At 63.9% G+C, this 23,455-nt stretch carries 20 protein-coding genes; 3 read left to right on the top strand and 17 right to left on the bottom strand.

Annotated features, from left to right (window positions below):
- Positions 1-55: 55 nt before the first annotated feature.
- The 12 genes from AB7E19_RS13685 to AB7E19_RS13630 form a co-directional block, all read right to left on the bottom strand.
- Positions 56-523: a prepilin-type N-terminal cleavage/methylation domain-containing protein gene (locus tag AB7E19_RS13685; RefSeq protein WP_045522947.1), complete on the bottom strand. Its 468-nt coding sequence runs from the start codon at positions 521-523 to the stop codon at positions 56-58.
- Positions 524-542: 19 nt separating this feature from the next.
- Entirely contained in the window at positions 543-1,202 is a 660-nt protein-coding gene (locus AB7E19_RS13680; protein WP_041212210.1) for a type II secretion system protein, read from the bottom strand.
- A 76-nt stretch (positions 1,203-1,278) separates the two neighbouring features.
- The gene (locus AB7E19_RS13675; protein WP_049637308.1) at positions 1,279-1,737 is read right to left on the bottom strand and encodes a hypothetical protein; all 459 of its coding nucleotides are present in this window, start codon (positions 1,735-1,737) and stop codon (positions 1,279-1,281) included.
- Positions 1,738-1,991: 254 nt separating this feature from the next.
- Positions 1,992-3,212, bottom strand: coding sequence for a type II secretion system F family protein (locus AB7E19_RS13670; RefSeq protein ID WP_048208884.1), 1,221 nt, complete (start codon positions 3,210-3,212; stop codon positions 1,992-1,994).
- 47 nt (positions 3,213-3,259) lie between these two features.
- Entirely contained in the window at positions 3,260-4,972 is a 1,713-nt protein-coding gene (gene mshE / locus AB7E19_RS13665) for an MSHA fimbrial ATPase MshE (protein WP_043154387.1), read from the bottom strand.
- Between the two features lie 74 nt (positions 4,973-5,046).
- Positions 5,047-6,183, bottom strand: coding sequence for a tetratricopeptide repeat protein (locus AB7E19_RS13660; RefSeq protein WP_427935611.1), 1,137 nt, complete (start codon positions 6,181-6,183; stop codon positions 5,047-5,049).
- The gene (locus AB7E19_RS13655; protein ID WP_427935609.1) at positions 6,180-7,070 is read right to left on the bottom strand and encodes an ExeA family protein; all 891 of its coding nucleotides are present in this window, start codon (positions 7,068-7,070) and stop codon (positions 6,180-6,182) included. The genes AB7E19_RS13660 and AB7E19_RS13655 overlap by 4 nt, the downstream gene beginning before the upstream one ends.
- Positions 7,071-7,221: 151 nt before the next feature.
- On the bottom strand, positions 7,222-8,898 hold the full coding sequence (gene mshL / locus AB7E19_RS13650; RefSeq protein WP_263309439.1) for a pilus (MSHA type) biogenesis protein MshL: 1,677 nt from the start codon (positions 8,896-8,898) through the stop codon (positions 7,222-7,224).
- A 70-nt stretch (positions 8,899-8,968) separates the two neighbouring features.
- Complete coding sequence (locus AB7E19_RS13645; RefSeq protein WP_045522999.1) at positions 8,969-9,298, bottom strand: SctD/MshK family protein; 330 nt, start codon at positions 9,296-9,298, stop codon at positions 8,969-8,971.
- 28 nt (positions 9,299-9,326) lie between these two features.
- Positions 9,327-9,974 (bottom strand): MSHA biogenesis protein MshJ, encoded by a 648-nt coding sequence (locus tag AB7E19_RS13640; protein ID WP_041212204.1) that lies wholly within the window; start codon positions 9,972-9,974, stop codon positions 9,327-9,329.
- Complete coding sequence (locus AB7E19_RS13635) at positions 9,974-10,567, bottom strand: PilN domain-containing protein (RefSeq protein WP_322131244.1); 594 nt, start codon at positions 10,565-10,567, stop codon at positions 9,974-9,976. Before AB7E19_RS13635 ends, AB7E19_RS13640 begins: the two co-directional genes overlap by 1 nt.
- Positions 10,567-11,430 (bottom strand): hypothetical protein, encoded by an 864-nt coding sequence (locus tag AB7E19_RS13630; RefSeq protein WP_041214302.1) that lies wholly within the window; start codon positions 11,428-11,430, stop codon positions 10,567-10,569. The genes AB7E19_RS13635 and AB7E19_RS13630 overlap by 1 nt, the downstream gene beginning before the upstream one ends.
- Positions 11,431-11,550: 120 nt before the next feature.
- Here AB7E19_RS13630 and AB7E19_RS13625 point away from each other — a divergent pair, with 120 nt between their 5' ends.
- Positions 11,551-12,465 carry a 1-aminocyclopropane-1-carboxylate deaminase/D-cysteine desulfhydrase gene (locus tag AB7E19_RS13625; RefSeq protein WP_161469768.1) on the top strand — a complete coding sequence of 305 codons (915 nt, stop codon included), beginning with the start codon at positions 11,551-11,553 and terminating at the stop codon, positions 12,463-12,465.
- On the opposite strand, the gene AB7E19_RS13620 is transcribed toward AB7E19_RS13625, so the two are convergent.
- Positions 12,462-14,381: an EAL domain-containing protein gene (locus tag AB7E19_RS13620; protein WP_041212201.1), complete on the bottom strand. Its 1,920-nt coding sequence runs from the start codon at positions 14,379-14,381 to the stop codon at positions 12,462-12,464. The two genes, AB7E19_RS13625 and AB7E19_RS13620, sit on opposite strands and share 4 nt — an antisense overlap.
- Positions 14,382-14,894: 513 nt before the next feature.
- Here AB7E19_RS13620 and AB7E19_RS13615 point away from each other — a divergent pair.
- Both AB7E19_RS13615 and AB7E19_RS13610 read left to right on the top strand, forming a co-directional pair.
- Complete coding sequence (locus AB7E19_RS13615) at positions 14,895-16,430, top strand: EAL domain-containing protein (protein ID WP_322131243.1); 1,536 nt, start codon at positions 14,895-14,897, stop codon at positions 16,428-16,430.
- A gap of 151 nt (positions 16,431-16,581) precedes the next feature.
- On the top strand, positions 16,582-17,679 hold the full coding sequence (locus AB7E19_RS13610; protein ID WP_010672612.1) for a calcium:proton antiporter: 1,098 nt from the start codon (positions 16,582-16,584) through the stop codon (positions 17,677-17,679).
- A gap of 192 nt (positions 17,680-17,871) precedes the next feature.
- Here the strand turns inward: AB7E19_RS13610 and hutH are convergent, their stop codons facing one another.
- The 4 genes from hutH to hutI are packed head-to-tail and all read right to left on the bottom strand — an operon-like array spanning position 17,872 to position 23,321.
- Positions 17,872-19,404 carry a histidine ammonia-lyase gene (gene hutH / locus AB7E19_RS13605; RefSeq protein WP_010672611.1) on the bottom strand — a complete coding sequence of 511 codons (1,533 nt, stop codon included), beginning with the start codon at positions 19,402-19,404 and terminating at the stop codon, positions 17,872-17,874.
- Position 19,405: 1 nt separating this feature from the next.
- Positions 19,406-21,109 (bottom strand): urocanate hydratase, encoded by a 1,704-nt coding sequence (hutU, locus tag AB7E19_RS13600; RefSeq protein WP_104455120.1) that lies wholly within the window; start codon positions 21,107-21,109, stop codon positions 19,406-19,408.
- 45 nt (positions 21,110-21,154) lie between these two features.
- The gene (gene hutG, locus AB7E19_RS13595) at positions 21,155-22,093 is read right to left on the bottom strand and encodes a formimidoylglutamase (RefSeq protein WP_322131242.1); all 939 of its coding nucleotides are present in this window, start codon (positions 22,091-22,093) and stop codon (positions 21,155-21,157) included.
- Positions 22,086-23,321: an imidazolonepropionase gene (gene hutI / locus AB7E19_RS13590; protein ID WP_010672608.1), complete on the bottom strand. Its 1,236-nt coding sequence runs from the start codon at positions 23,319-23,321 to the stop codon at positions 22,086-22,088. The genes hutG and hutI overlap by 8 nt, the downstream gene beginning before the upstream one ends.
- Between the last annotated feature and the right edge of the window lie 134 nt (positions 23,322-23,455).

Here is a 23,455-nt window from a genome sequence, read left to right as displayed (position 1 = left end):
ACCCTATTAAATGAAAAATGAACGGGGCAACTAAGATGCCCCGTTCATCTAGACGTTATTTACAGGTTGCCAAAGAACCTGACACAGCGGCAGTCGCTGTAGAGGTGGAGGTGGCTGCGGTATAGACAACATAGCAACCATCACCCTTGGTATTTGTTGGATAGAACTTTGCGATACCACCAGCGTCGGTAGAACCCGCGCCACTGATCGCCCAACCGTCCAGGCTAACCGCTTTCACAATACCGTCAGCATTTGCAGTCGGGTAACCAAACAGAGTGGTGACAGTACCGCCAGCAACAGAGACATTCTTCACGGTAGAGGATGCCTCAACACCTTCCAAGGCAGCCTTGCTGTACACCAGACCAGAAGCACTTTGCAGTGCAGCTTGTACACCCTGTGCCGCAGCGGCCTTGGCATCATCCTGCAGATTCAGGAACTTGGGTGCGGCGGTGACCGCCAGAATGCCCAGAATGATGATCACGATGACCAGTTCGATCAGGGTAAAGCCCGATTGCTTTTTCATTACGTCTTTCCTCGGTTTATCAATTGATATGGGTGGTCACCTGGCCGGAGGCCGGGCGATAACTGAAACTCATGAACGCATCCGTGCTCCCTTGCGGGTCCTGATAACGTCCATCACTTCCCTTGCTCAGGCTGTTGACCAGATAGTAACGGCAGACCGAATCCAGTCCATTGTTGCTCACCGTGGCATAGAACTTCAGGTCATTGCCGCTACCGCGCACCTCGTCAAAGCGGGCAGTAGCCTTGGGAGGATTCTGCAACAACCCCTCCCAAATATTGAGGCAGCGGGCCGCCGTCAGGCTGGCCGGATCCACATCGGGCGTGCCACTTGCTGCCGTGTCCATGGGATACCCGGGAGAGAGCTCGCCATTGCTGACCTGGCTGTCGGTCGGCGTGGTCAGATAGAAACGCGAGCCGTCATAGAGCACGGTGTTGAGCCCATCCTGCCTGGCACGCCCTTCGGCCTCCCACTGGGCACGCACCAGGGACACTCCGGTGGCGAAACCGCCGGACACCCCTTCCACACTCGCCTTCTTCGCCTCGTCGGTCACATCGAGAAAACGGGGCAAGGCGGTGACGGCCAGGATCCCCAGGATCACGATGACGATCACCAGCTCAATCAGGGAAAAACCGGCCATCCGGCCAAGCGCCCGAACGGGTCTCACTCTCTTTGCTGCCATGCTGCCTCCGTAATGGTCCGCATTATTTCATGCGGATAGAAAAAAATCATGTCAATGAAATACTTGAAGCACCCAATCAGGGGAGGGCCACCACCCGGCCATCGGTGAAGCTGTAGTACAGCCAGTGCCCTTCCTGGCCGAATTCACACCCGTCGCCTCCTTCGCTGGCAAGGGCCTGCCAGGATGAGAGCCCCTCATCGTGCCCCAGCAGGGCGAGCCAGAGCTGACGGCAATCGGCCGATGGCGACTGGCGCGGCAACACCGCCAGAGGCCAGCCCCGCTCATCGAACTGCCAGGCTGTGCCCTCGGCATGGAGCACCGACGGACGCCGCTCGTCGAGCCAGCGTCCGTGCAGGCGCTGGGCCCGCTGTGCGAACTGCTCACCGAGCAGGCTGGCGCTGATGGCCAGCGCCTCTTCCCTGTGATTGCGATAGCTCATGACCAGGGTCGTGACGATGACTGCCAGCAGGATAAAGACAACGACCCGCCGATATCCCCCCAGCCAGTGCTCATCCTGCTCGGACTCTCTGCTCATGCTCTTTCATACCTTGTTCTCTGTACCCGGCATGGGCGGCATCCGGATGACCGTGAAGATACTGCCTACTGGCCGCGCACCGCTCTCATCATGTCCCGCCATAAGAGGAGTGAAGATGCTGACCCCTGTCACTGACCGCGCACCACTCTCATCGTGTCCCACCATCAGGGGAGTGAAGATGCTGAATCCTGTCACTGACCGCGAACAGCCCTCATCATGTCCCACCATCAGGGGAGTAAAGATGCTGAACCCTATCACTGGCCGCGAACAGCCCTCATCATGTCCCACATGGGAGTGAAGATGCCCAGCGCCAGCACCAGTACCATGACCGCCACTATGCCGATGAGGATGGGTTCGATGCGGGCGGTGAGGCTCTTGAGGTCATAATCCACCTCACGCTCGTAATACTCGGCCGCTTCGTGCAGCAGCTCGTCCACCTGGCCGGTCTCCTCCCCCACCGCGATCATCTGCATCACCAGAGGGGTGAAGAGGCCGCTGGCCCCGGCGGTGCGCAGCAGGCTCTCCCCCCGCTCGATGCCGCCCCGCATGTCGCGGATCTGCCCCGCCATCCAGGCGTTGTCCACCGCATCGGCCACCAGGGTCAGCGCCGTGTTGAGCGGCACGCCGGCCTTGAGCATCATGGAGAAGCTGCGGGCAAAACGGGCAAGCAGGGAGCGCTCTATGATGGAGCCGACGATGGGCAGCCGCAGCTGCCATCTGTGCCAGGCCAGCCTGCCTTTGGTGGTGGCGACCCAGCGTCGCCAGCCGACGACGGCGCCCACCAGGATGGCGAGCAGCAGCCACCAGTAGTGAACGAAGAAGTGGGAGGTGGCCAGCAGGATCCGGGTCGCCAGCGGCAGCTCCACCCCGAACTTGGCAAACATCCCGGCAAAGACGGGGATCACCATGATGTTGAGGATCACCATGGCGACGGCGATGGCAATCAGCACGAAGGTGGGGTAGCGCATGGCGGTCTTGATCCGCTTGCGGGTCTCCAGCTCCAGATCGAAATAGTTGGCGAGCTGCAGGAAGGCCTCCTCCAGCTGACCCGTGTTCTCCCCCACGTGGATGATGGCCACGAAGAGGCTGCTGAACACCTTCGGGTGCGACTGCATCGCGCTCGACAGCGGCCGGCCGTTGGCCAGATCCTCCCCCAGGGCGTGAAGCGCCCGCTTGAGGGGCTTGCTGTGGGCGCTCTCCTCCAGCCCCGCGATGGCGCGCAGGATAGGGATGCCTGCCCGGGTCAGGGCATACATCTGGCGGCTGAAGACCACCAGCTCCTCCAGCTTGACGCTCCCTTCCAGCAGCAGCGACCAGTCGATGCTGGCAGACCTGGCCTTGCCGGCCTTCAGCTCGGTGGGCATCACCCCGCGGCGCATCAGCTGCTCGGCGGCGGCCAGTTCGCTCACCGCTTCCACCACACCGCTGACGGCCTGGCCCTGGCTGTCACGCCCCTTGTAGGCAAAACGGTTCATGGGCGACCCCGGCAGAGTGATTCAGTACGATCCAGATGCCTCATGCGTTACCCCAGGTCCTCGGCCAGCCGAAGCACCTCGTCCACCGAGGTGATCCCCTCGCGGGCATAGTCGAGCGCCGTCAGGGCCAGGGGGCGGTAGTGCTCGTGCGCCCGTGCCGCCCGGGCAAACCCCTCGGCATCGTTGCGGCGCAGGGCATCCATCATGGATTGATCCAGCTCCAGCAGCTCGTAGACCCCGATCCGGCCCGCATAGCCGGTGAAGTTGCAGCTCTGGCAGCCCCGCCCCTTGCGATAGCGATGCTGGCCCGGCGCTTCACCGGAAAGCACGGATAGCCAGGTGGCCTGCCCCTCGTCAGGCGCCGTCTCGCAGGCGCAGTGTTCACACACCCGCCGCACCAGGCGCTGGGCCACCACGGCCCGCAGGGCGCTCGCCACCAGATAGCCGGGCGCCCCCATGTCGATGAGACGCAGAGCGCTGGTCACGGCGTCGTTGGTGTGCAAGGTGGTCAGCACCAGGTGGCCCGTGATGGCGCCGCGCAGGCCGATCTCCACCGTCTCGTTGTCCCGCATCTCCCCCACCAGCAGGATGTCCGGATCCTGGCGCAGGGTGGAGCGCAGCACCTGGGAGAAGGTGAGCCCTATCTTGGGATTGACCTGCACCTGGCTGATGCGGGGCAGACGGTACTCCACCGGGTCTTCCACCGTGATGATCTTGTGGCTGGCCTGGTTGAGCTCGGAGAGGGCGCCGTAGAGCGTCGTGGTCTTGCCGCTACCGGTCGGGCCCGTCACCAGGATCATGCCGTGAGGACGTTTGAGCTGACGACGGAAGCGGGTCAGGATGGCGGGCGGCATCCCGGTCTCGGCGAGCGACAAGATGCCGGAGGATTGATCCAGCAGCCGCATCACCACGGACTCGCCATACTGCACCGGCATGGTGGACATCCGCACATCCACGTCGCGGCCGCGCACCTTCATGTTGAAACGGCCATCCTGGGGCAGACGCTTCTCGGAGATGTCGAGCCCGGCCACCAGCTTGAGGCGCAGCACCAGCGCCTGGGCGATGCGCACCTCGTTGAGGATGTTCTCGTGCAGCACGCCGTCGATACGCTGGCGAATGCGCAGCACCTTCTCGTCCGGTTCGATATGGATGTCGGAAGCACCCACCTGTACCGCGTCCTCGAACAGGGAGCGCAGCAGCTTGGCCACCGTCGCCTCCCCCTCGTCGGTCGCGGCATTGAGGCTGCCGGCCCCCAGCTCGAAGCCGGTCTCCTGGTGCTCTTCGTGCAGTTGCACCGCGAAGTTCTCTATCTCCCGGGTGCGGCGATAGAGGCGGTCGAAGTACTCCAGCAGCTGGCCTTCACGGGCCACGGCCAGCACCAGCTCCCGCGGGCTGAGCAGGGCAGCGATGGCGTCGAGGGCGCTCAGATCCGCCGGATCCGACATCACCACGGTGACCTTGTCGTCGCTCAGGTTGACGGCCAGCGCCCGGTAGCGGCGCGCCTGCACCTCGGGCAACAGCGCCACGGCCGAGACGTCGATGGTGAGGTTGTTGAGATCGAAGAAGGGCACATCCAGCTGACGGGCGAGGAAGGTCAGCAGTTGCACCTCGCTGATGAAGCCGAGATCGATGAGGGTGGTCCCCAGCTTGCGGCCGGTCTGGCGCTGCTGCTGCAGGGCGAGCTGCAGCTGATCATCCGAGATGATCTGTTCCTGTACCAGCAGGTCGCCTAGGCGCATTTTCAGTCTGGGTTGTGCCATTGTTGCTCCGATCTCTGTTGCTTCACGCCCGCTGCCTGGTCCGATGGCATGGGCTCATCGAACTGCCGCTTTAATCAATGGGTCAGTTGGCCAATTCGTTGTTCAAGCCATTGGGTGGAGGCCTCCCCCAGATTGCCGTGCAACTGGGCATTGCGATAGGCATCCAGTGCCCGCTGACGGTGTCCCTGACCATCCTCCGCCACCCCCAGTCCCAGCCACCAGCGCCCCTGATCCGGCTGCTGGCGCAGCAGCCTGACGTACATCTCGGACGCCTGGACAGGCTGCCCCAGCTCCTGGGCAAGGCCGGCCCAGGTGGCGTAATAATCCAGATTGCTGGCGATATCGGGCTGATAGCCGGTGAGCCAATCCAGCGCCTTCTGCCGATCCCCTCCGCTGATGGCCACACGGGCCAGCAGCAGACGCAGGTCCGCCTGCGCGGGATCCAGCCTCAGCCCCTCTTCCAGCACCTGGGCGGCCTCGGTCAGCCGTCCGGCGCCATAGAGCAGGCCCGCCAGCTGTTCCCGCGCCCCCTGGTTGTGGGGATCGTGGGCCAGCACTTCGTAGTAGCCATCCTGCGCCTCCTGCATCCGTCCCTTGGCCATGGCCGTGGTCGCCTTGCGCTCGGCCAGGGTGGCCAGCTCGGCGTCGGAGAGTTCCACCGTCTCGATCTTCAGGATCCCGGGTTTGCGCGGCGCGGCGGGTGCAGGCGCCTCTTCGGCGCTCTGCTCCGCGGCCAGCTCGGCATAGAGGTCCGGCTGCAGCTCCTCGTCGCTCGGGATCGTCTCGTCCCCCAGCGCTTCCTCCGGATTGCCCTCATCGGCGAGCACGGCCTCATCGGCCGGAGCCTGCTCGGCTGCGGAGGGGGCCACTCTCGCGGCGGTCGACTCGGCACTGGCGGCGGGCACCTTTGCCATTGGCGCGGCAGAGGAGACCGCCTGCGTGGTGGCCACCACCGCCAGGGGCGCGGATGGCGCCACCGCAGGGGCGGTACGGGGGGCCTCGACCTGCGCCGCTGGCAGGGAGGCTCGCTGGCTCTGCTGCCAGAAGATCCAGGTGCGCCAGCCGAGGATCCCCAGGGCCAGGGTACACAGCAGGGTCAGCACCAGCATCCACCAGCCTTGCTGGCGCACCGGCGCCACATAGACGGCGGCTCCCTCGGCCTCTTGCTGACGCCTATCCAGATCTTTCAGCATCTGATTGATCACGCTCATGACCAGACTCCATACGCCAGGGCGGTGCCCAACAACAACAACAGGGGCCACCAGAGGGTCAGACGGCCACGGCGGGCATCATCGGTATCCCGGATGGCGAGCCGGACCAGGGCGCTGTCGATCCGCCGCACACCGCGACCATAGGCCAGCATCAGGCACTTCTGCGCCAGTATGTTGATGAGGCGGGGAATGCCGCGGGATGCGCGCCACAGCCTGAGCAGGGCGCGGCCATCGAACAGGGCGGCCCCGCGATAACCGGACACCTGCAGCCGGTACTCCAGATAGGCCCGGGTCTCGTCGAGCCGCAGCGGCCGCAGGCGGTAGGAAAAACCGATGCGCTGGCGCAACTGGCGAAGACGGGGCTGCCCGAGCCTGGCATCCAGCTCGGGCTGGCCGAACAGCACGATTTGCAGCAGCTTGCTGGATTCGGTTTCCAGGTTGCCAAACAGCCGGATTGCCTCCAGGGTCTCGTCCGGCAGGGCTTGCGCCTCGTCGATCAGCACCACCACCCGACTCCCCTGCCGATGCAGGGAGATCAGATGGCGGTGAATACGATCCGTGAGATCCAGCTCGCTCTCCCCCGCCAGCGTCAACCCCAGCTCCAGGGCCAGGGCCGTGCGCAGCTCCCCCGGAGTGAGATGGGGGTTGGGCAGCCAGGCCAGGCGCACCGGGCAGGCCTCGGAGCCGAGCTCGCTCAGCAGTTTGCGACAGAGCAGGGTCTTGCCGGTGCCGACTTCGCCGGTCACCTTGATGAACCCCTCCCCCTGGGCGAGCGCCCAGTTGAGCACCTGCATGGCCTCCTCGTGGGGGGGCAGGCCGTAATAGAAACCGGTGTTCGGGGTCAGGCCGAAGGGGGCCTCCCGCAGTCCGAAGTGACTCAGATACATGCACCCTCCCGGCCAGAGTCCCGGGCACGCAGCCGCAGACAGCCCCGGATCAGCGACATGGCGCCACCGCCGTCGGGCAGGGCAGAGTGGCGGCAGCCGGGAGGCGCCGCCACATGGGAGAAGGAGTGCTCAACAGGCGCGTCATCCCGGATCAGCCCTTGGGGGGATACCATTTGTCGAGCAGCTCGGAGGAGCGTTGCAGCTCTTTCTGCCAGGTGTCTTTTTCCACCACGGTGGGCTTGAGCAGGATCACCAGCTCCACCTTGCGGTTGCTCTCCCGGCGGTTGGTGAAGGCCTCGCCGACCCAGGGGATGTCACCCAGCAGGGGCACCTTGCTGACGATCTCCTGCCTGTCGGTCTTCATCAGACCACCGATGACGATGATGTCCCCATTGTTGGCCTGCACCACGGTATCGGACTCGCGGATGGAGCTCTTGGCCAGCGGCAACACCAGGGGATCGGCGGTGCCGACGCTGATGGTCTTGCTCTGCTCCTCGGTGTCGATGACGGAGGGGTGGATATGCAGCAATACCTTGCCCTGCTCGTCGATCTGGGGCGTCACGTCCAGGGCTATCCCCGAGAAGAAGGGGGTCAGCTCCACGTTCGGGGTGACGATGGGGGCCGAAGTCCCCGAGGTGGTGGTGGTGGTCGAGGCGTTGGTGACGAAGTATTCATCCGTCCCCACCTTGATCACCGCTTTCTGGTTGTTGGTGGCCGTCACGCGCGGGCTGGAGAGGGTGTTCACGTCCCCCTGGGTCTTGAGCAGGCTGACCGCGACGTTGAAGTTGCCATCGGAGATGGTGAAACCGGCGCCTCCCCCCAGAGCCCGGAAGATCTGGTTGGGGGTCGAAGCGATGGGGCTGTCCATGAGGGAGCCGCCCCCCGTGATGCCCTTGCCGCCGTCCCAGCTTGCGGAGAGACCGCTCCAGTCCACCCCCTGCTCGTAACCCTCGTTGAGGGACACTTCCAGGATCCGCGCTTCCAGCACCACCTGGCGCTTAAGGTGTTCGCCGGACTGATCCAGGAACTCGCGCACCGCCTTGAGCTCCTTGGGATAGGCACGCACTGTGACCAGGCCCGCCTGGGGACTGGTGATGACGGCCCGCCCTTCCCCTGTGCCGATCAGGGTCTGCAGGGCATCCCGCAGATCGGTCCAGTAGTCGTTGTTGCTGTCCGTCTCGATGCGGGTGCCGTTGCTGTTGGTGTTGTTGTCACCGTTGGCGGTGTTGCCCTGGTTGTTGTTGTTGCCGCTGTTGTTCAGGCCGTTGTCGAAGTTGTTGTTATTGCCATTGTTGTTGTCGTTGGCCGTCACCCCGCCTGTGCTCACCGAGGTACGGGAGAGACCGCGCCGGGCCATCATCAGGTAGTTGACCGGAATGGTCTCGGTACGCAGACCGGCGGGATAGACGTGGAACACGTTGCCCTTGCGCTGTACGTCGAAGCCGTACATGTCGCCGACGGTCGCCAGCGCCTCCTGCAGGGTCACATCCTTGAGCTCTACCGAAATGACGCCCGCCACACCGGGATGGACCGCCACGCTGTAGCGGGAGCCCTTGAACAGGGAGCCGAAGAACTCCACCGCGTCCACGTCATGGGCCGCGATGCGCATCCGCTTCTCGGGAATGGTCATCGGCTGCTGGGGACGATTGAGCTGCAACAGCTCGCTCTGCACCGAGGGCGGCAGGGAAGTCAGGGGGGCGGTCGGGCTCTGCTCGCTCATCGCCTGCTTGAGTGCATCTTTGGCCTGTACCGGCTCGGGGTGACGATAGGTAGTGCAACCCGCCACCGCCAGCGCGAGGGGAAGCAGACAAAAATGGTGTTTTTTCATGTTATTCGTGCACCTGACTCGCTATGAAACTCGACAAACCTGGCCCGCACCATCCCGTGCGACACCCACTTCACATCCGGATCTTGCTGCCAAACAGGGTCAGTGTCTGGCGTTTGCCCGCTTTTTCCAGCACCACGCTGTCGGCGCTGATCCCCACCAGCCGGAATCCGTTGACCTGCTGGCCGACCCGGTAGCTTTGACCGTCGAGCACCGCCAGGGCGGGCCCGCTCCCCAGGATGACGCTCTGCAACCTGGGCAGACCGGCCTCCTTGGCGACACTCGCCGCCGAACCGGATCCCGCCAGGGGCATGGTGGGATCCTGCAGCACCTCGGCCTGGGCCTGCAGCGCGAGCAGGCTCCCCCACAGGGCCAGCCAGCGCCAGGATGAGAAGGCAAAAATGCGGGATCCCGTCCCGCCGACATGCCGCTTAACCACGGATGAACTCCTTGCTGGTGCTGAGGGTGTAGATCTCCATCGCTACCGCCGCTTTGGGATGCTCGACCACCCGGTAGTCAAAGCCCTTCCAGTAGAAGTGCCGAGGCAGGGCTTCGAGCGCTTTCAGGTACTGGTAGACATCGAAATAGCCGCCCTCCAGCTGAAGCCGGATGCCGTGCCTGAACAGGTTCACCTTCTGCTCCCCGGCCATCAGCGGCTCGGGCTTGAGGGAGGTGAGCGCCAGCATATGCAGGTTGGCGGAGCGGGACAACAGGGCCTCCAGCACCGCGGGCATTTCGTGGGCGGGGATCAGATCCACCGTCTGAGCCAGCAGCTCGGCATCCATCTGGCGCAGGGACGTCTCGACGCCGGCGAGCTGATCGCGCACCTGGGCATCGGGATCCCGCCCCAGCCTGGCCTGCTTGCCCTGGTTTTCCAGGGTCAGGATCTCCAGATCCCGCTGCGCCGCAGCCAGGGCCTGCCGATCCTGGCCCAGCCGGGTGTCGGCGTCATCCAGCCAGCCATAGATGCCCATGGCCCCGAGCAGCACAACCCCGGTCAACAGAATGAGGATCCGCTCACGCAGGCTGAGGGCTGCGATCTGCTGCGCCCATCCCTGCCATTGTGCCTTCATGTCCATCAGGGAGTCTCCCGCGCTATGCCACTGAGCTGGAAGGCAAGCTGGCCCTCCTTGTCCCGACTCAGGGTGAGCTCGCCAAACTGCTTGCCCGCCAGGGAGGGGGTCTGTTTGAAGCGGTTCACCCAGGCGGGCACGTCCTGACTGCGTTCGGCCACGCCCGCGAGGTTGATGCGCCCGTCGCTTATTTCGATCCGTTGCAGGGAGAGGCGGGGATCCCGCAGGCGGGCAAGGTCCGCCATCACCCCCGCATAGCCCTGGGATTTTTGCAGGGAGAGGTGGCCAAGCTGCTGCATCAGCTCCTGTTTGGCCCCCAGCTCTTCCCGCTTGTCGGCCAGTTGCCGCTGCAAGTCTGCATTCGCCAGATGGCGCGCCAGCTCCGCATCGAGACGCCTGGCCTCGCCGCGCTGCACGTCGAGCTGTGCCCGTACGCCAGCCAATTCACGATCGAGGCCCTGCTGTTGCCAGCCATAGAAGAGGGTGGCCCCCAGCAGCAGCACCAGGACGCCGCCCCAGACCAACGCCATCTGGGGCAGGCTGGCCCACAGGCGTCTTGGCCGGAATTCGGCGCCATAGAGGTTGATATGGTGTTTCATCAGTCGCTCCTGCCCAGGGCCGCGCCATAGGCACTGAGGTATTCGACTCCTGCCAGTACCGCCTTGTTTGCCATGGCCGACACCGGGAAACCGAATGTCTGTTCCAGGTGACGCACCAGTACCCCCATGGCGGAGGAGGCGATGGCCAGTTGCAACTGGCCGGGCTCGGGCAGCTTGAGATGGCCGGCCAGATAATCGATGGATCGCTGGATCTCCAGCGCCAGCGCGTCGAGCTGGTCGGCATCTGGCTCATGGCTGCCGGTGAGGCTCGCAAATCCGCGCAACTGGCGGGAGAAACAGAGTCCGCCCCGATGAAAGACCAGTAGTTGCAGCTCCTGCCCCCGCGGTTGCCAGAGCAGCATGCGCACCATCTGGTCCGCCTCGTAGAGGGCCGTCATGGCCAGTTCGTCACTGACGATGGCCTCCAGGGTCGCCGCGCCGTTGACCGCATCCGCCACCTGCTGCACCCGGCTCTTGGGCATGCAGACAACGTTGATGCGCGGACGCCCGGCAGGGGGAGTCGGCAGGTCCACATAATCCATGGCGAGCTGCAACACCGGCTCGTTGACGAAATCCTTGATGGCCCAGGGCAGGGCCCCCGCCATCTCGGCATCGGGGACGGCAGGCTTGTCGATCTGGATCTGCTGATAAAGGCTGGCCGCGAGGGCCACCCGCACCTTAGACTTGGCCAGACCGTGCCGGGAAAACAGCTCGGCCAGGGCCTTGGACCAGTCGTGGGGGCCGTTGACAGGCTGGCTGGCAAACACGGGAACGGGGTCCACGCAGGCCAGCAGAATGCGATCGCTGGCCAGCAGGATCCCGACCTGATGGCTGGAGGGAGAACGTCTGAACAGTGACTTCATCTGGATCTTCACCTGGCCGCGTAAAACGGACTAAACCTTAACATAAACAGGCTATTAGCCTCCAACTTTATGACAAACGACGCATCGACGGCCACGCTGACACCCACGGGAGACGATCCCATGGCTCCCCTTCAGCTCCCCTCCCCCCTGCACCGGATCCGGCATCCTCTGCTGGCAGCCCATGACGTCACGCTCTGGTGCAAGCGGGACGATCTGATCCACCCGACCCTCTCCGGCAACAAGTGGCGAAAGCTCAAATACCATCTGCAACAGGCACAGATGCTGGGCAAGGGCCACATCCTCTCCTTTGGCGGCGCCTACTCCAATCACATCCACGCCCTGGCCGCAGCAGGACTCAGACTGGGACTGCGCACCACGGGCATCATACGCGGTGAAGGGGATACCGTCAGCAATCCCACCCTGAAAGCGGCCAAAGGCTGGGGCATGGATCTCGTTTTTGTCGACCGGCAGGACTATCGCCGGCGCCAGGATCCCGAATGGCTTGCCCGGTTCGAGGATGACGACACCCTGCTGGTACCGGAAGGAGGCAGCAGCCCGCTGGCCATCCCCGGGGTGGCCGAGCTGGTCGACGAGGTGCCCTTCTCGCCGGATCTCTGGGTGCTGCCCTGCGCCAGCGGCGGCACCCTGGCGGGGCTCATCGCGGGCAAGCGGGCGCAGGAGCAGATCCTGGCCATCGCGGTGCTCAAGGGGGCCGACTTCATCACCGGCGAGGTATGCCGGTTGCATCCGGCGGCGGCCACCATCCCGGGCTGGCGCATCGCGCTGGATCACCACGACGGCGGCTATGCCAGGTTCAGTCCGGCACTCTGGCAATGGGTGCAGGCATTCAGTGCCGAAACCGGCTTGCCGCTGGAACCCATCTACAGTGGCAAGGCGATGTGGGGGCTGTTTCGCGAACTGGCGGCAGGCCGCATTGCGCGCGGCAGCAAGATCATCTTCATCCACACCGGTGGCTTGCAGGGGCTGGCGGGCTTGCAGGAGCAGGGCCGCCTGTCACCCCGGCCGGGGCGCTAGTCAGGCAGGTTGAGGGGCTCGGGGTCGGCAAACCAGGGACCTTGACCGGCATGCACGCCCAGGTGTCGCAACATCTTCCACTCGTCGCCACTCTCCACCCCCACCGCGATGACCCGGGTCTGGGTATTGGCACAGCCCCCCACCAGACTGCGTACCGCCATCTGGTTGACCTGGCGCAGGTGGATCTCCCGCACCAGGCTGGGGTGCAGCTTGAGGAAGTGGATCTCGAACTCCTTGATGTACTGGGTGCTCACCACGTCCTGGCCCGCATGATCGATGGCCAGCCTGCACCCCAGCATGCGCATCGCCCGAAGCGGCCGCTTGAGGGCTTCGTAGTGGCGGGTCACCTGGGACTCCGACAACTGCAGGATCAACCCCTCGTTGGTACTGCGCGGCAACTGGAACAGCTCGAAGAAGAGCTCGCGCTGGAACTCGCGGGTGAGCAGGTTCTGGGCGCACAGAGAGAGGCTGATGGGGCAGCTCGATGCCGGTCGCTGGCGCAGCAGTCGCAAGGCTCGGGCCACCACCAGCCTGTCCAGCGGCAGCAGCAGACCGGCCTTCTCCGCCATGGGCATGAAGACCCCCGCCTGCAGCTCCCGGCCCTGTTCGTCGTGAAGACGGATGAGCAGCTCCTGCTGCAACACCACCTGATCCCGCTCCTGCTGCACAGGCTGGACGTAGAAGTCGATGCCCTGCTCCTCGATGCGACGGCTGATCAGGGTGCGCCAGCGCACCGTTCCCTTGCTGCTCGCCTCCTCGTTGAGGGATTTCTCGAACAGGAACCAGCCGCTGTGTCCTTGCAGGCGCGCGCTCTTGAGCGCCAGCTCCGCCTCTTCCTGCACCTTGAGCAGGGAATCCTGTGCCTGATAGCAGACCGCACCGAGATAGACGGCGGTGTCGGCATTGACCGCTTCGGGCCAGTGCAGTCGTTGCAGACTCTTGAGCAACTGGCTGGCGCCGTCCACCATCTCGCTCTCTGACATGTTCGGCAGCAGCACGGCAAAGACCTGACCGGCATAGCGCGCCTGCAGGGCTCCGCTGTGCTTGCGCACGAAGGCGGCGATGGTGGCGCTCGCCTCCATCAGGAGTTCCTGGCTCGGGCGCCCGCTCAGCTCGGGATCCAGCTCCTCCAGACCGGCCAGCTCGATCAGCAGCACACCGCCGCTGATCACGCTTGCTTCCATGATGGCGCTCTCCAGCCGGTTGTCGAAGAAGAGGCGGTTGCCGATGCCCGTCGTCTTGTCAACGAAGGCGTTGCTGCGGATGAAGTTGTCGAAGCGGCTGCGCTCCTTGCGGGCGTCGGCCAGCTCGGTCAGCAGATGGGTGAGGGCCTGACTGGCCGAAACAGGCCACTCTTCGGCAGGGTCATGGGCCAGCTTGGTCAGCTTGCCATCCAGGATCAGCTGGGCACGCTCCGCCAGCAGCTCGGCACCGCGCAACTGCAGACGCAGCCAGCGGATGGAGTACCAGAGCCCGAACACCACGATGAAGATACCCAGAGAGATGCCGAACATCGCCTTCATGGAGTACTCGAACTCCTTGAACGGCCTGTCCAGCTTGAAGTCGGCCCGCATCCCGGCCTGATTGGGGATCGCCTCGCTGTAGGCGATCAGCAGGCTCTCGTCCGTCTGCTGCTGCACATCGCGAAACCAGTAGACCCGCTGCTTGTCCTGACGGATCTCCAGCTCCACCACATGGGAGGCCCGCAACAGGGAGGGCAGCCACCGGGCAAGGGCTTGCTGGTCATCGGTAACCCCGAGCTGCTTGTCGATGATCTCCACCAGGGAGTCGACCCGGTTCTGCTGCAGCTCCATTCCCATCTGGCGGAAACTGAAGACCCCGCCGAGCATCACCATGGCCATGGCCGAGATCACGCACAGCGTAATAAAAGAGACGAGTTGAGTGGTCAGTTTCATGTGCCTTTCCGTAGCCGACAGCATCCATAGGGCATCATGGTATCAGCCCAGACCAAACGCCGCCTATGGATGAAGATCCCGCTTCTGCAAATAAGCGGGCGGATGCGTCATGCGGCGCCGTTGTGCGGGCCGCAAAAGAGGCATCAAGGGAGAGAACGAGGGGACACAGGCTGAGGAGCGGACAGAAAAATGGTCCCACAACGGGGACCAAAAGAAACACTCATATCAAAACTAACACTCTGTGCTACTGACAAAAATAGATACAGGAGTATTGAACACACGGTGAGTCAAACCGCACCGCTACTTTAGCCACTTCAGATAAGCTGGACAATTGTCATTTATGACAGGTCAGCGATTGAATCTTGTTCAGGTTTGTAGCCATATCCTTTATTTATCAATTAATTATCGTTTTTGTTCCAAGTGTGACCAACTTGGCTCAAATCGATGCAGCTAATGCTATGATGCTTGAGTCTCAATCGAGTTGTTTCATTTCAGGGAAGAAGGGTGCTCACCATGTCTGCACGATCTCCGTTATGGATTCCTCTGGGCCTCTTCTGTTTGCCCCCGCTGCTGATGCTGTTGCTCACCCCCCTGTTGAGCGACAAGCTGGCTCACCACCTGTTGCAGACAAAGGAAAGGGCTCTGCTCGACTACCAGCAGGAGCGCAACCAGCTCCTGGATCACGATGTCCCCGCTCAACTCGCCCACTTTGCCTTCGATTGCGGCCCCAAAGACATGGCGCTGCTGCGCTCACCCCAGTATTACAACCGCCATATTCGCCTGGCCGGCCTGCAGCTTGCCAACGGGAGCGGCTGCTCCACCCTGGGCCCCGCCCTGCCCCAGCTTGCCGACGCCGGCATACCGGTCTCCCCCGACTTTCATATTTCCAGCACGGCCCCCATGTTCGATACCGAACGCGAAACCCTGGTCTATGCGAGACGCAACGGCAATCTGGCCTATTGGGTGCTCGACAGCAGCTGGAGCCATGAGCTGCTGCGCACCCCCTGCAACGACTGTTTCTACCTGGAGTTCAACCACAAGCACCCGACCCAGTCCGGGCTCTTTTTCCCCCGTGGCAACAAGCACATTCGAGAAGAGGCAAACCCGATGCGGCTGCTCAGTTTCGACCCCCAGCGTCAGGTGGAACAGACCCTCTGGGCTGGCGAGGCACTGAAACGCTACGCCCGCTCACAGATACACCGCGATGGCCTCTGGTCGGCCGGGGCGCTGGGGGCGCTGCTGGCGGCCCTCTACTGGGGCCTTAGAAACTACCGGCGCTCCCTCAAAGGATTGCTGCAAAGAGGGCTGGCTCGGCGGGAGTTCATCCCCTTCTATCAGCCCATAGTGGACAGCAGAAACCGAAGGGTAGTGGGATTCGAGGCCTTGCTGCGCTGGCAGCGAGGACGGGATCTGGTGTCGCCAGGCACCTTCATCGCCTATGCGGAAGAGCAGGGGCTCATCCTGCCGATGACGGATCAACTGCTGGAGCGCATCCTGGCGGATCTCCCCGTCCTGGCCCCGCATCAGTGGGTCAGCGTCAATCTGGTGGCGGGCCATATCGAGCAACCTCGTCTGCGCACCCAGTTGCAGCGCCATGGCTGGCCCTCGCCGGCCCGCCTCACCTTCGAACTCACCGAGCGGGATCCCATCAAGCACATCCAGGGGGCCATGGCGGAGATCGCAGCTCTGCAGGAGAGGGGCTATCACTTCAAGCTGGATGACTTCGGCACCGGCTATGGCGGCTTTGCCTACCTGCAACGGCTCGGCATTCGCCAGATCAAGATCGACAAGATGTTCGTGGATACCATAGGCACGGACGACCTCAAACGCAGCGTGCTGGATGCCACCATCGCTTTCGGCCTCAAATCGGGCATGGAGATGATCGCCGAAGGGGTCGAAACCCAGGAGCAGGTGGATTATCTGCATCGCCACGGAGTCCACCTGATCCAGGGCTACGTCTATGCCAAGCCCATGCCCCTGAGCAAACTGAAGATCTGGCTGATGGCATGGCAAGAGGGCGAGACAACCAGCCCCTCCGACCCGCACTGAGGCGGTATATGCCCCGCCTCTCACCCTCTACAACAAAATGATGCTCCGCATGAGGAGCATCTCCCCTTATCATGGGTCTGTGCACCTTGGGTGCACCAAGTCGCTCCATACCCCGTCGGCCGAGGCCGCCCCGAGATGAGAACCACTGCCTATGAAGTCTTTTATCCGACAAGAGATTGCTCTGCCTGCCGGTCTGCTGACCCTGCTCTTCTTCAAAACCCTGGGGAGCGACCTGCTGGCAGAGACAACCCCCCTTGCGGTCTACCTGCCGGTGTCGCTGGCCCTGCTTGCCATCGTGACCTGGGCCATCTTCTCCGTCGTGCGTCACTCTGACGCCCTCGCCATCAAGCTCGGGGAACCCTTCGGTACCCTGATCCTGACCCTCTCGGTCATCTCCCTGGAAGTGGTGATGATCTCCTCCGTCATGCTGACCGGCGATCCCAATCCCACCATGGCCCGTGACACCATGTTCGCGGTGGTGATGCTGGTCACCAACGGTCTGGTGGGCTTCACCCTGCTGTTTGGCGGCTGGCGCTATCACACCCAGAACTTCAATCTGGACGGGGTCAAATCCTATCTGGTGGCCATCATTCCCCTGGCTCTGCTCTGTCTGGTCCTGCCGAACTTCACCCAGGGCGGCACTCTGGGCAGCCTCTCCAAGGCCATGTCATGGATGCTGATCATCATCTCCATCCTGCTCTATGGTGTCTTCCTGCTGATCCAGACCCGCAGCCACAGCCACTTCTTCGTCGACAGCGATCACGAGGATCTCGAGGATCACCACGGCCCGCTGCAGAGCAACGTCTATCACACCCTCTTGCTGCTCGCCTACCTGGTGGTGGTGATCCTGCTGGCCAAGACCCTGGCCATCCCCATCAACTACGGGGTGCACGTGATGGAAGCCCCGATGGCGCTGGGTGGTTTCATCGTCGCCTGTATCGTACTGGCCCCCGAAGCGGTCGGCGCCATCAAGGCGGCCTTCAACAACCAGTTGCAGCGGGCAATGAATCTCTACTTCGGCTCCGTGCTGGCCACCATCGCCCTCACGGTACCCTCCGTGCTCTTCATCGGCTCTCTGATGGGGCAGGAAGTGCGCCTGGGCCTCTCCCCTGCCGACATGGTGCTGCTCATCACCACCCTCATGGTCTGTAAAGTGACCTTCAGCAGCGGCCGCACCCACGCCCTGCACGGCGCCACCCATCTTGTGCTGTTTGTCGTTTACCTGTTCCTGATGTTTGAACACGGATAAGGCTGCCAGCACTCACCCCGTGCTGTTCGTGGTTTATCTGTTCCGGATGTTTGAACACGGATAAAGCCGCCGCCTCTGTCTGCTGCCACTCTGCGCAGCGCGCTTCCGATGGCCCCGACGCGAGGCGCGGGAGACGGAAATGAAAAGACCGCCCCATGGGCGGTCTTATTTACGGTTTGCTCAGACTCGGGGTCAGAGGCTGGGCAGAGTCCCGGCCGGGATCAGGTCGTTGTAGCTGGCACGGCCCAGCAGGGCGGCCGCCGCCTCGATGTCCGGTGCAAAGTACCTGTCCTTGTCATAGAAGCTGACCTCTTCCCGCAGACGGCCCTTGGCCAGCTCGATGAGCTCGGTGGAGCGCAGGGGAGCGCGGAAGTCGAGCCCCTGGGCCGCTGCCAGCAGTTCCACCGCCAGGATGCCACGGGTGTTCTCGGCCATGTCCGCCAGCCGGCGACCGGCGAAGGTGGCCATGGAGACGTGGTCCTCCTGGTTGGCCGAGGTGGGCAGGCTGTCCACCGAGGCCGGGTGGGCCAGGGTCTTGTTCTCGGAGGCCAAGGCCGCCGAGGTGACCTGGGCGATCATGAAGCCGGAGTTCACCCCGCCGTTGTTCACTAGGAAGGCCGGCAGGCCGGACATGCGCGAGTCGATGAGCAGCGCCATGCGCCGCTCGGACAGCGACCCGATCTCGGCGATGGCCAGGGCCAGGTTGTCGGCGGCAAAGGCCACGGGTTCTGCGTGGAAGTTGCCGCCGGAGATGATCTCCTCATCCTCGGCAAACACCAGCGGATTGTCGGAGACCGCGTTCGCCTCGCACACCAGCACCTCGGCGGCCTGACGGATCTGGGTCAGGCAGGCACCCATCACCTGGGGCTGGCAGCGCAGGGAGTAAGGATCCTGCACCTTCTCGCAGTTGTGGTGGGACATGCCGATCTCGCTGCCGTCCACCAGCAAGTGGCGGTAGCAGGCGGCCGCATCGATCTGGCCGCGCTGACCGCGCACCTCGTGGATGCGGGCATCGAACGGCCGGCGGCTGCCCAGCGCCGCTTCAACGCTCATGGCCCCTATGGTGATGGCGCCGGCGTAGAGATCCTCGGCATGGAACAGCCCTTCCAGCGCGAAGGCGGTGCTCGCCTGGGTGCCGTTGAGCAGGGCCAGCCCCTCTTTCGGCGCCAGGGCGATGGGCTCCAGCCCGGCAATCTTCAGGGCAGTGGCGGCGTCGATCAGCTCGCCCTTGTGACGGGCCTTGCCTTCACCGATCAGCAGGCAGCTCATGTGGGCCAGGGGCGCCAGATCGCCGGAAGCGCCGACGGAGCCCTTCTTCGGCACCACGGGGTAGACCTCGGCGTTGATAAGGGTCATCAGGGCCTCGAGCACCGTCAGCCGGATGCCGGAGAAGCCACGGGCGAGCGAGTTGACCTTGAGCACCATCATCAACCGCACGGTGGCATCATCCATGTACTCGCCAATCCCTGCCGCATGGGAGAGCACGATGGAACGCTGCAGCTCGTCCAGCTGCTCCACCGGGATCCGGGTATTGGCCAGCAGGCCAAAGCCGGTGTTGATGCCATAGACCACCCGGTTTTGCTCGATCACCTTGGTGACCACGGCGGCGGAGGCGTGGATCCCCGCCAGGGCAGCCGGATCCAGGCTGACGTGTACCGGCTCGCGGCTGACACGGCGCAGGGTGGCGAGGCAGAGTTTGCCCGGTTGCAGATTGAGTTCGAACATCTTATTTCACCCCTTTGCCGGTGGCGTCGATCATCGGCAGATCCAGTTTCGCCTCATGGGCACAGTTGATGGCAATCTCATAGCCGGCGTCGGCGTGACGCATCACCCCGGTGGCCGGGTCGTTGCGCAGCACGCGGCCGACCCGCTTGGCGGCATCGTCGGTGCCGTCACAGACGATCACCACGCCGGAGTGCTGGGAGAAGCCCATGCCGACCCCGCCACCGTGGTGCAGGGAGACCCAGGTCGCGCCGCCGGCGGTGTTGAGCAGGGCGTTGAGCAGCGGCCAGTCGGAAACGGCGTCGGAGCCATCCATCATCGACTCGGTCTCGCGGTTCGGGCTCGCCACCGAGCCGGAGTCAAGGTGGTCACGGCCGATGACGACCGGTGCCTTCAGCTCGCCATTCTTCACCATCTCGTTGAAGGCCAGGCCCAGGCGCACCCGATCCTTGACACCGACCCAGCAGATCCGCGCCGGCAGGCCCTGGAAGGCGATGCGCTCGCGGGCCATGTCGAGCCAGTTGTGCAGGTGGGGATCGTCCGGGATCAGCTCTTTCACTTTCTGATCTGTCTTGTAGATGTCTTCCGGGTCGCCGGAGAGCGCCACCCAGCGGAACGGGCCAATGCCCTCGCAGAACAGCGGGCGGATGTAGGCCGGCACGAAGCCCGGGAAGTCGAAGGCATTCTTGACCCCCTCTTCCAGCGCCATCTGGCGGATGTTGTTGCCGTAATCGAGCGTGGCGGCGCCGCGGGATTGCAGGGTCAGCATGGCTTCGACCTGACGGGCCATGGAGCGGCGAGCCGCCACGTTGACCTCATCCGGTGCGCTCTTTTGCAGATCGCGCCATTGGGCCACGCTCCAGCCCTGGGGCAGGTAGCCGTGTACCGGGTCATGGGCGGAGGTCTGGTCGGTCACCACGTCCGGCGTGATGCCGCGAGCCACCAGCTCGGCGAAGACGTCGGCGGCGTTGCCGAGCAGGCCGACGGAGACGGCGGTACCGCTGCGTTTGGCCTCCTCGACCATGGCCAGCGCCTCATCCAGGCTGTGGGCCTTCTTGTCGACGTAGCGGGTACGCAGACGAAAATCGATACGGGTCTCGTCGCACTCCACGGCGATCATGGAGAAACCGGCCATGGTGGCGGCCAGAGGCTGGGCGCCGCCCATGCCGCCGAGCCCGCCGGTCAGGATCCATCGCCCCTTGGGCTCGCCATTGAAGTGCTGGTTGGCCACCGCGAAGAAGGTCTCGTAGGTGCCCTGCACTATCCCCTGGGTGCCGATGTAGATCCAGGAGCCGGCGGTCATCTGGCCGTACATCATCAAACCCTTCTTGTCGAGCTCGTTGAAGTGCTCCCAGTTGGCCCAGTGGGGCACCAGGTTGGAGTTGGCGATGAGCACCCGCGGCGCATCCTTGTGGGTCTGGAACACCCCGACCGGCTTGCCGGATTGTACCAGCAGGGTCTGATCGTCCTCGAGCCGGGTCAGCACCTCGACGATCTTGTCATAGCAGGCCCAGTTGCGGGCGGCGCGGCCGATGCCGCCGTACACCACCAGGGACTGGGGATGCTCGGCAACATCCGGATCCAGGTTGTTCATCAGCATCCGCAGTGGCGCTTCGGTGAGCCAGCTCTTGGCGGTCAGCTGGGTGCCGTGGGGAGCACGGATCACGCGGCTCGGATCGTGGCGGGGATCCTGGTGTTGTACAGACATAGACACTCCTTGTTTAGCGATGCAGTCAGGCGGCGCGGTGCGCCACTACTTGGTCAACTGGTGAACCAGGCGCGCGGCCACGCGGGCACTGCGGTTGTCCTGATCCAGGTTCGGGTTGTACTCGGCCAGATCGGCGAGCCTGAGCTTGCCGCTGGCCCGGATATGGGCGATGAGCGGTTCGATGACCGCCAGCTCCACGCCGCGAGCGGCGGGAGCGCTGACTCCCGGCATCACTGCCGCCGGCAGCACGTCGAGATCGATGGTGAGATAGAGGTGGTCGCAACGGGCGATGAAGGCATCCAGCCCGCAGAGCAAGGCTGGCAGCTCGGTCGGCGCCATCGCCTCGTCCAGCACGTGCCAGACTCCCAGCGCCTCGGCGCGGGCAAAGAGCGCCGCGGTATTGGCGGTTTCGGCCACCCCGAGACAGGCATAGTGAAAGGGGGTGCCCTGGGCAGCGCACTGCTCGGCAATCTGGAAGAAGGGGGTGCCCGAGCTCGCCTGCTCCTGTTTCATGCGCAGATCGAAGTGGGCGTCGAAATTGATGATCCCGACCCGTCCTTCGCCGCCAAGATGACGGTTCAGGCCGCTCCAGCTACCGAACGCCACCTCGTGGCCGCCTCCCAGCACCAGGGGGAAGTGCCCCTGATCCAGCGCACTCGCGACCCGCTCGGCCAAGCGCCCGTGGGCGGCATCGAGATCGCCGTCCTCACAGGCCAGATCCCCGCCGTCATAGACGGGGGCGCCCAGATGCCAGGCCGTGTTGGCCAGCAGCTTGCGCACCGCCAGCGGTGCACCGGCCGCGCCGACCCGCCCCTTGTTGCGGCGCACCCCTTCGTCACAGGCAAAGCCGAGCAGCACCACGCCGGGTTCGCGATTCCCCTGCCAGGGTTGCACCCTGTCGTGCCAGCGCAGGGCCAGCTCGCCGTCTTCGGGATCCTGACGCCCCTGCCAGACCGACATGTCGATCCCGTTGAACTTATCCATGAAGGGTTTCCTCCCCGTTGACCACACGGCTCACCAGCTGATCGACGCCGATGAGGTAGCTGAGCTCGGCCGGATGGCCGCAGTTCCAGACAAGGAAATCCGCCAGCATGCCGACCTTGAGCTGCCCCAGCCGTTCCTGCTCGCCAAGCGCCCTGGCGGCGTGGCGGGTCACCCCGGCCATGGCCTCCACCGGGGTCAGACCAAACAGGGTGCAAGCCATGTTCATGGCCATGCGCAAGGAGACGATGGGGGCCGTGCCCGGGTTGATGTCGGAAGAGACAGCCATGGGTACCCCCGCCTTGCGCAAGGCAGCGATCGGGGGCAGCTTGGTCTCCTTGAGGAAATAGAAAGCGGTGGGCAGCAGGGTGGCGACCACGCCACGGTGGGCCAGCGCCTGGATCCCGTCCTGATCCAGATATTCCAGATGATCCACCGAGAGGGCACCGAAGTGGGCGGCCAGCGTGCTGCCCCCCAGGTTGGAGAGCTGATCCATGTGCCCTTTCACCGCGAGGTTGTACTGATCCGCCGCCAGATAGACCTGCTCGGTCTGGGCAAGGGAGAAGCCGATGTGCTCGCAGAAGACATCCACCGCATCCGCGAGACCTGCCTCGGCCGCCGCCGGGATGATCTCCTGGCAGATGGTCTCGACCCAGGAGTCGGGATCGTCGCGATACTCCGGCGGCACCGCATGGGCCGCCAGCAGCGTGGTCTTGACCCGGATGGGCTGCGTCTCTCCCAGACGACGGGCCACCCGCAACATCTTGAGCTCGTCTTCCAGGGTGAGGCCGTAGCCGGACTTGATTTCGACTGTGGTGACCCCTTCCCGGATCAGGGACTTGATCCGCGGCAACGCCAGCTCATAGAGCCGCTCCTCGCTGGCTGCCCGGGTGGCGCGCACCGTGCTGATGATACCGCCCCCCTTGCGGGCGATCTCCGCATAGGGGACTCCCTTCTGGCGCAGCTCGAACTCTTCGGCGCGGCTGCCGGCGAAGATGAGGTGGGTGTGGCAATCGATGAGACCGGGGGTGACCAGCTTCCCCTTCATGTCCTGCCAAGAGGCGGCATAGGGGCCCTTGAGATCCTGCATGGGGACCAGAGCGTGGATCTTGCCATCCCGCACGCCAAGGGCATGGGGCTCCAGCAGGCCGTAGTCCGCCAGATCGGGGCGCAGGGTGGCGGGTGTCACGTTGAGCCAGACCCGCTCGCAGTTCAACAGTTCCTTGTTCATACCGACCTCTAAATGTATATACAATAATTTATAGCCGATCTCTGAAAAGAAAGGAAGGATCAAGTTCACATCTTGATAACAGCGGCTTTATTAGAGTGTAAGCACAAAAAAGCCCACCGAGAGGTGGGCTTTTA

The sequence above is a fragment of the Aeromonas sp. genome (genome assembly GCF_050252055.1).
Taxonomy (GTDB): Bacteria; Pseudomonadota; Gammaproteobacteria; order Enterobacterales; family Aeromonadaceae; genus Aeromonas; species Aeromonas caviae.
The sequence above is the reverse complement of the archived record's forward strand: the minus strand, read 5'-3'. Positions and strand labels throughout refer to the sequence as shown.

Excerpts from the sequence above, each read along its gene's own strand:
- AB7E19_RS13685 (WP_045522947.1), bottom strand. The coding sequence starts at position 523 with ATGAAAAAGCAATCGGGCTTTACCCTGATCGAACTGGTCATCGTGATC.
- AB7E19_RS13680 (WP_041212210.1), bottom strand. The coding sequence starts at position 1,202 with ATGGCAGCAAAGAGAGTGAGACCCGTTCGGGCGCTTGGCCGGATGGCC.
- AB7E19_RS13675 (WP_049637308.1), bottom strand. The coding sequence starts at position 1,737 with ATGAGCAGAGAGTCCGAGCAGGATGAGCACTGGCTGGGGGGATATCGG.
- AB7E19_RS13670 (WP_048208884.1), bottom strand. The coding sequence starts at position 3,212 with ATGAACCGTTTTGCCTACAAGGGGCGTGACAGCCAGGGCCAGGCCGTC.
- mshE (WP_043154387.1), bottom strand. The coding sequence starts at position 4,972 with ATGGCACAACCCAGACTGAAAATGCGCCTAGGCGACCTGCTGGTACAG.
- AB7E19_RS13660 (WP_427935611.1), bottom strand. The coding sequence starts at position 6,183 with ATGAGCGTGATCAATCAGATGCTGAAAGATCTGGATAGGCGTCAGCAA.
- AB7E19_RS13655 (WP_427935609.1), bottom strand. The coding sequence starts at position 7,070 with ATGTATCTGAGTCACTTCGGACTGCGGGAGGCCCCCTTCGGCCTGACC.
- mshL (WP_263309439.1), bottom strand. The coding sequence starts at position 8,898 with ATGAAAAAACACCATTTTTGTCTGCTTCCCCTCGCGCTGGCGGTGGCG.
- AB7E19_RS13640 (WP_041212204.1), bottom strand. The coding sequence starts at position 9,974 with ATGGACATGAAGGCACAATGGCAGGGATGGGCGCAGCAGATCGCAGCC.
- AB7E19_RS13635 (WP_322131244.1), bottom strand. The coding sequence starts at position 10,567 with ATGAAACACCATATCAACCTCTATGGCGCCGAATTCCGGCCAAGACGC.
- AB7E19_RS13630 (WP_041214302.1), bottom strand. The coding sequence starts at position 11,430 with ATGAAGTCACTGTTCAGACGTTCTCCCTCCAGCCATCAGGTCGGGATC.
- AB7E19_RS13625 (WP_161469768.1), top strand. The coding sequence starts at position 11,551 with ATGGCTCCCCTTCAGCTCCCCTCCCCCCTGCACCGGATCCGGCATCCT.
- AB7E19_RS13620 (WP_041212201.1), bottom strand. The coding sequence starts at position 14,381 with ATGAAACTGACCACTCAACTCGTCTCTTTTATTACGCTGTGCGTGATC.
- AB7E19_RS13615 (WP_322131243.1), top strand. The coding sequence starts at position 14,895 with ATGTCTGCACGATCTCCGTTATGGATTCCTCTGGGCCTCTTCTGTTTG.
- AB7E19_RS13610 (WP_010672612.1), top strand. The coding sequence starts at position 16,582 with ATGAAGTCTTTTATCCGACAAGAGATTGCTCTGCCTGCCGGTCTGCTG.
- hutH (WP_010672611.1), bottom strand. The coding sequence starts at position 19,404 with ATGTTCGAACTCAATCTGCAACCGGGCAAACTCTGCCTCGCCACCCTG.
- hutU (WP_104455120.1), bottom strand. The coding sequence starts at position 21,109 with ATGTCTGTACAACACCAGGATCCCCGCCACGATCCGAGCCGCGTGATC.
- hutG (WP_322131242.1), bottom strand. The coding sequence starts at position 22,093 with ATGGATAAGTTCAACGGGATCGACATGTCGGTCTGGCAGGGGCGTCAG.
- hutI (WP_010672608.1), bottom strand. The coding sequence starts at position 23,321 with ATGAACAAGGAACTGTTGAACTGCGAGCGGGTCTGGCTCAACGTGACA.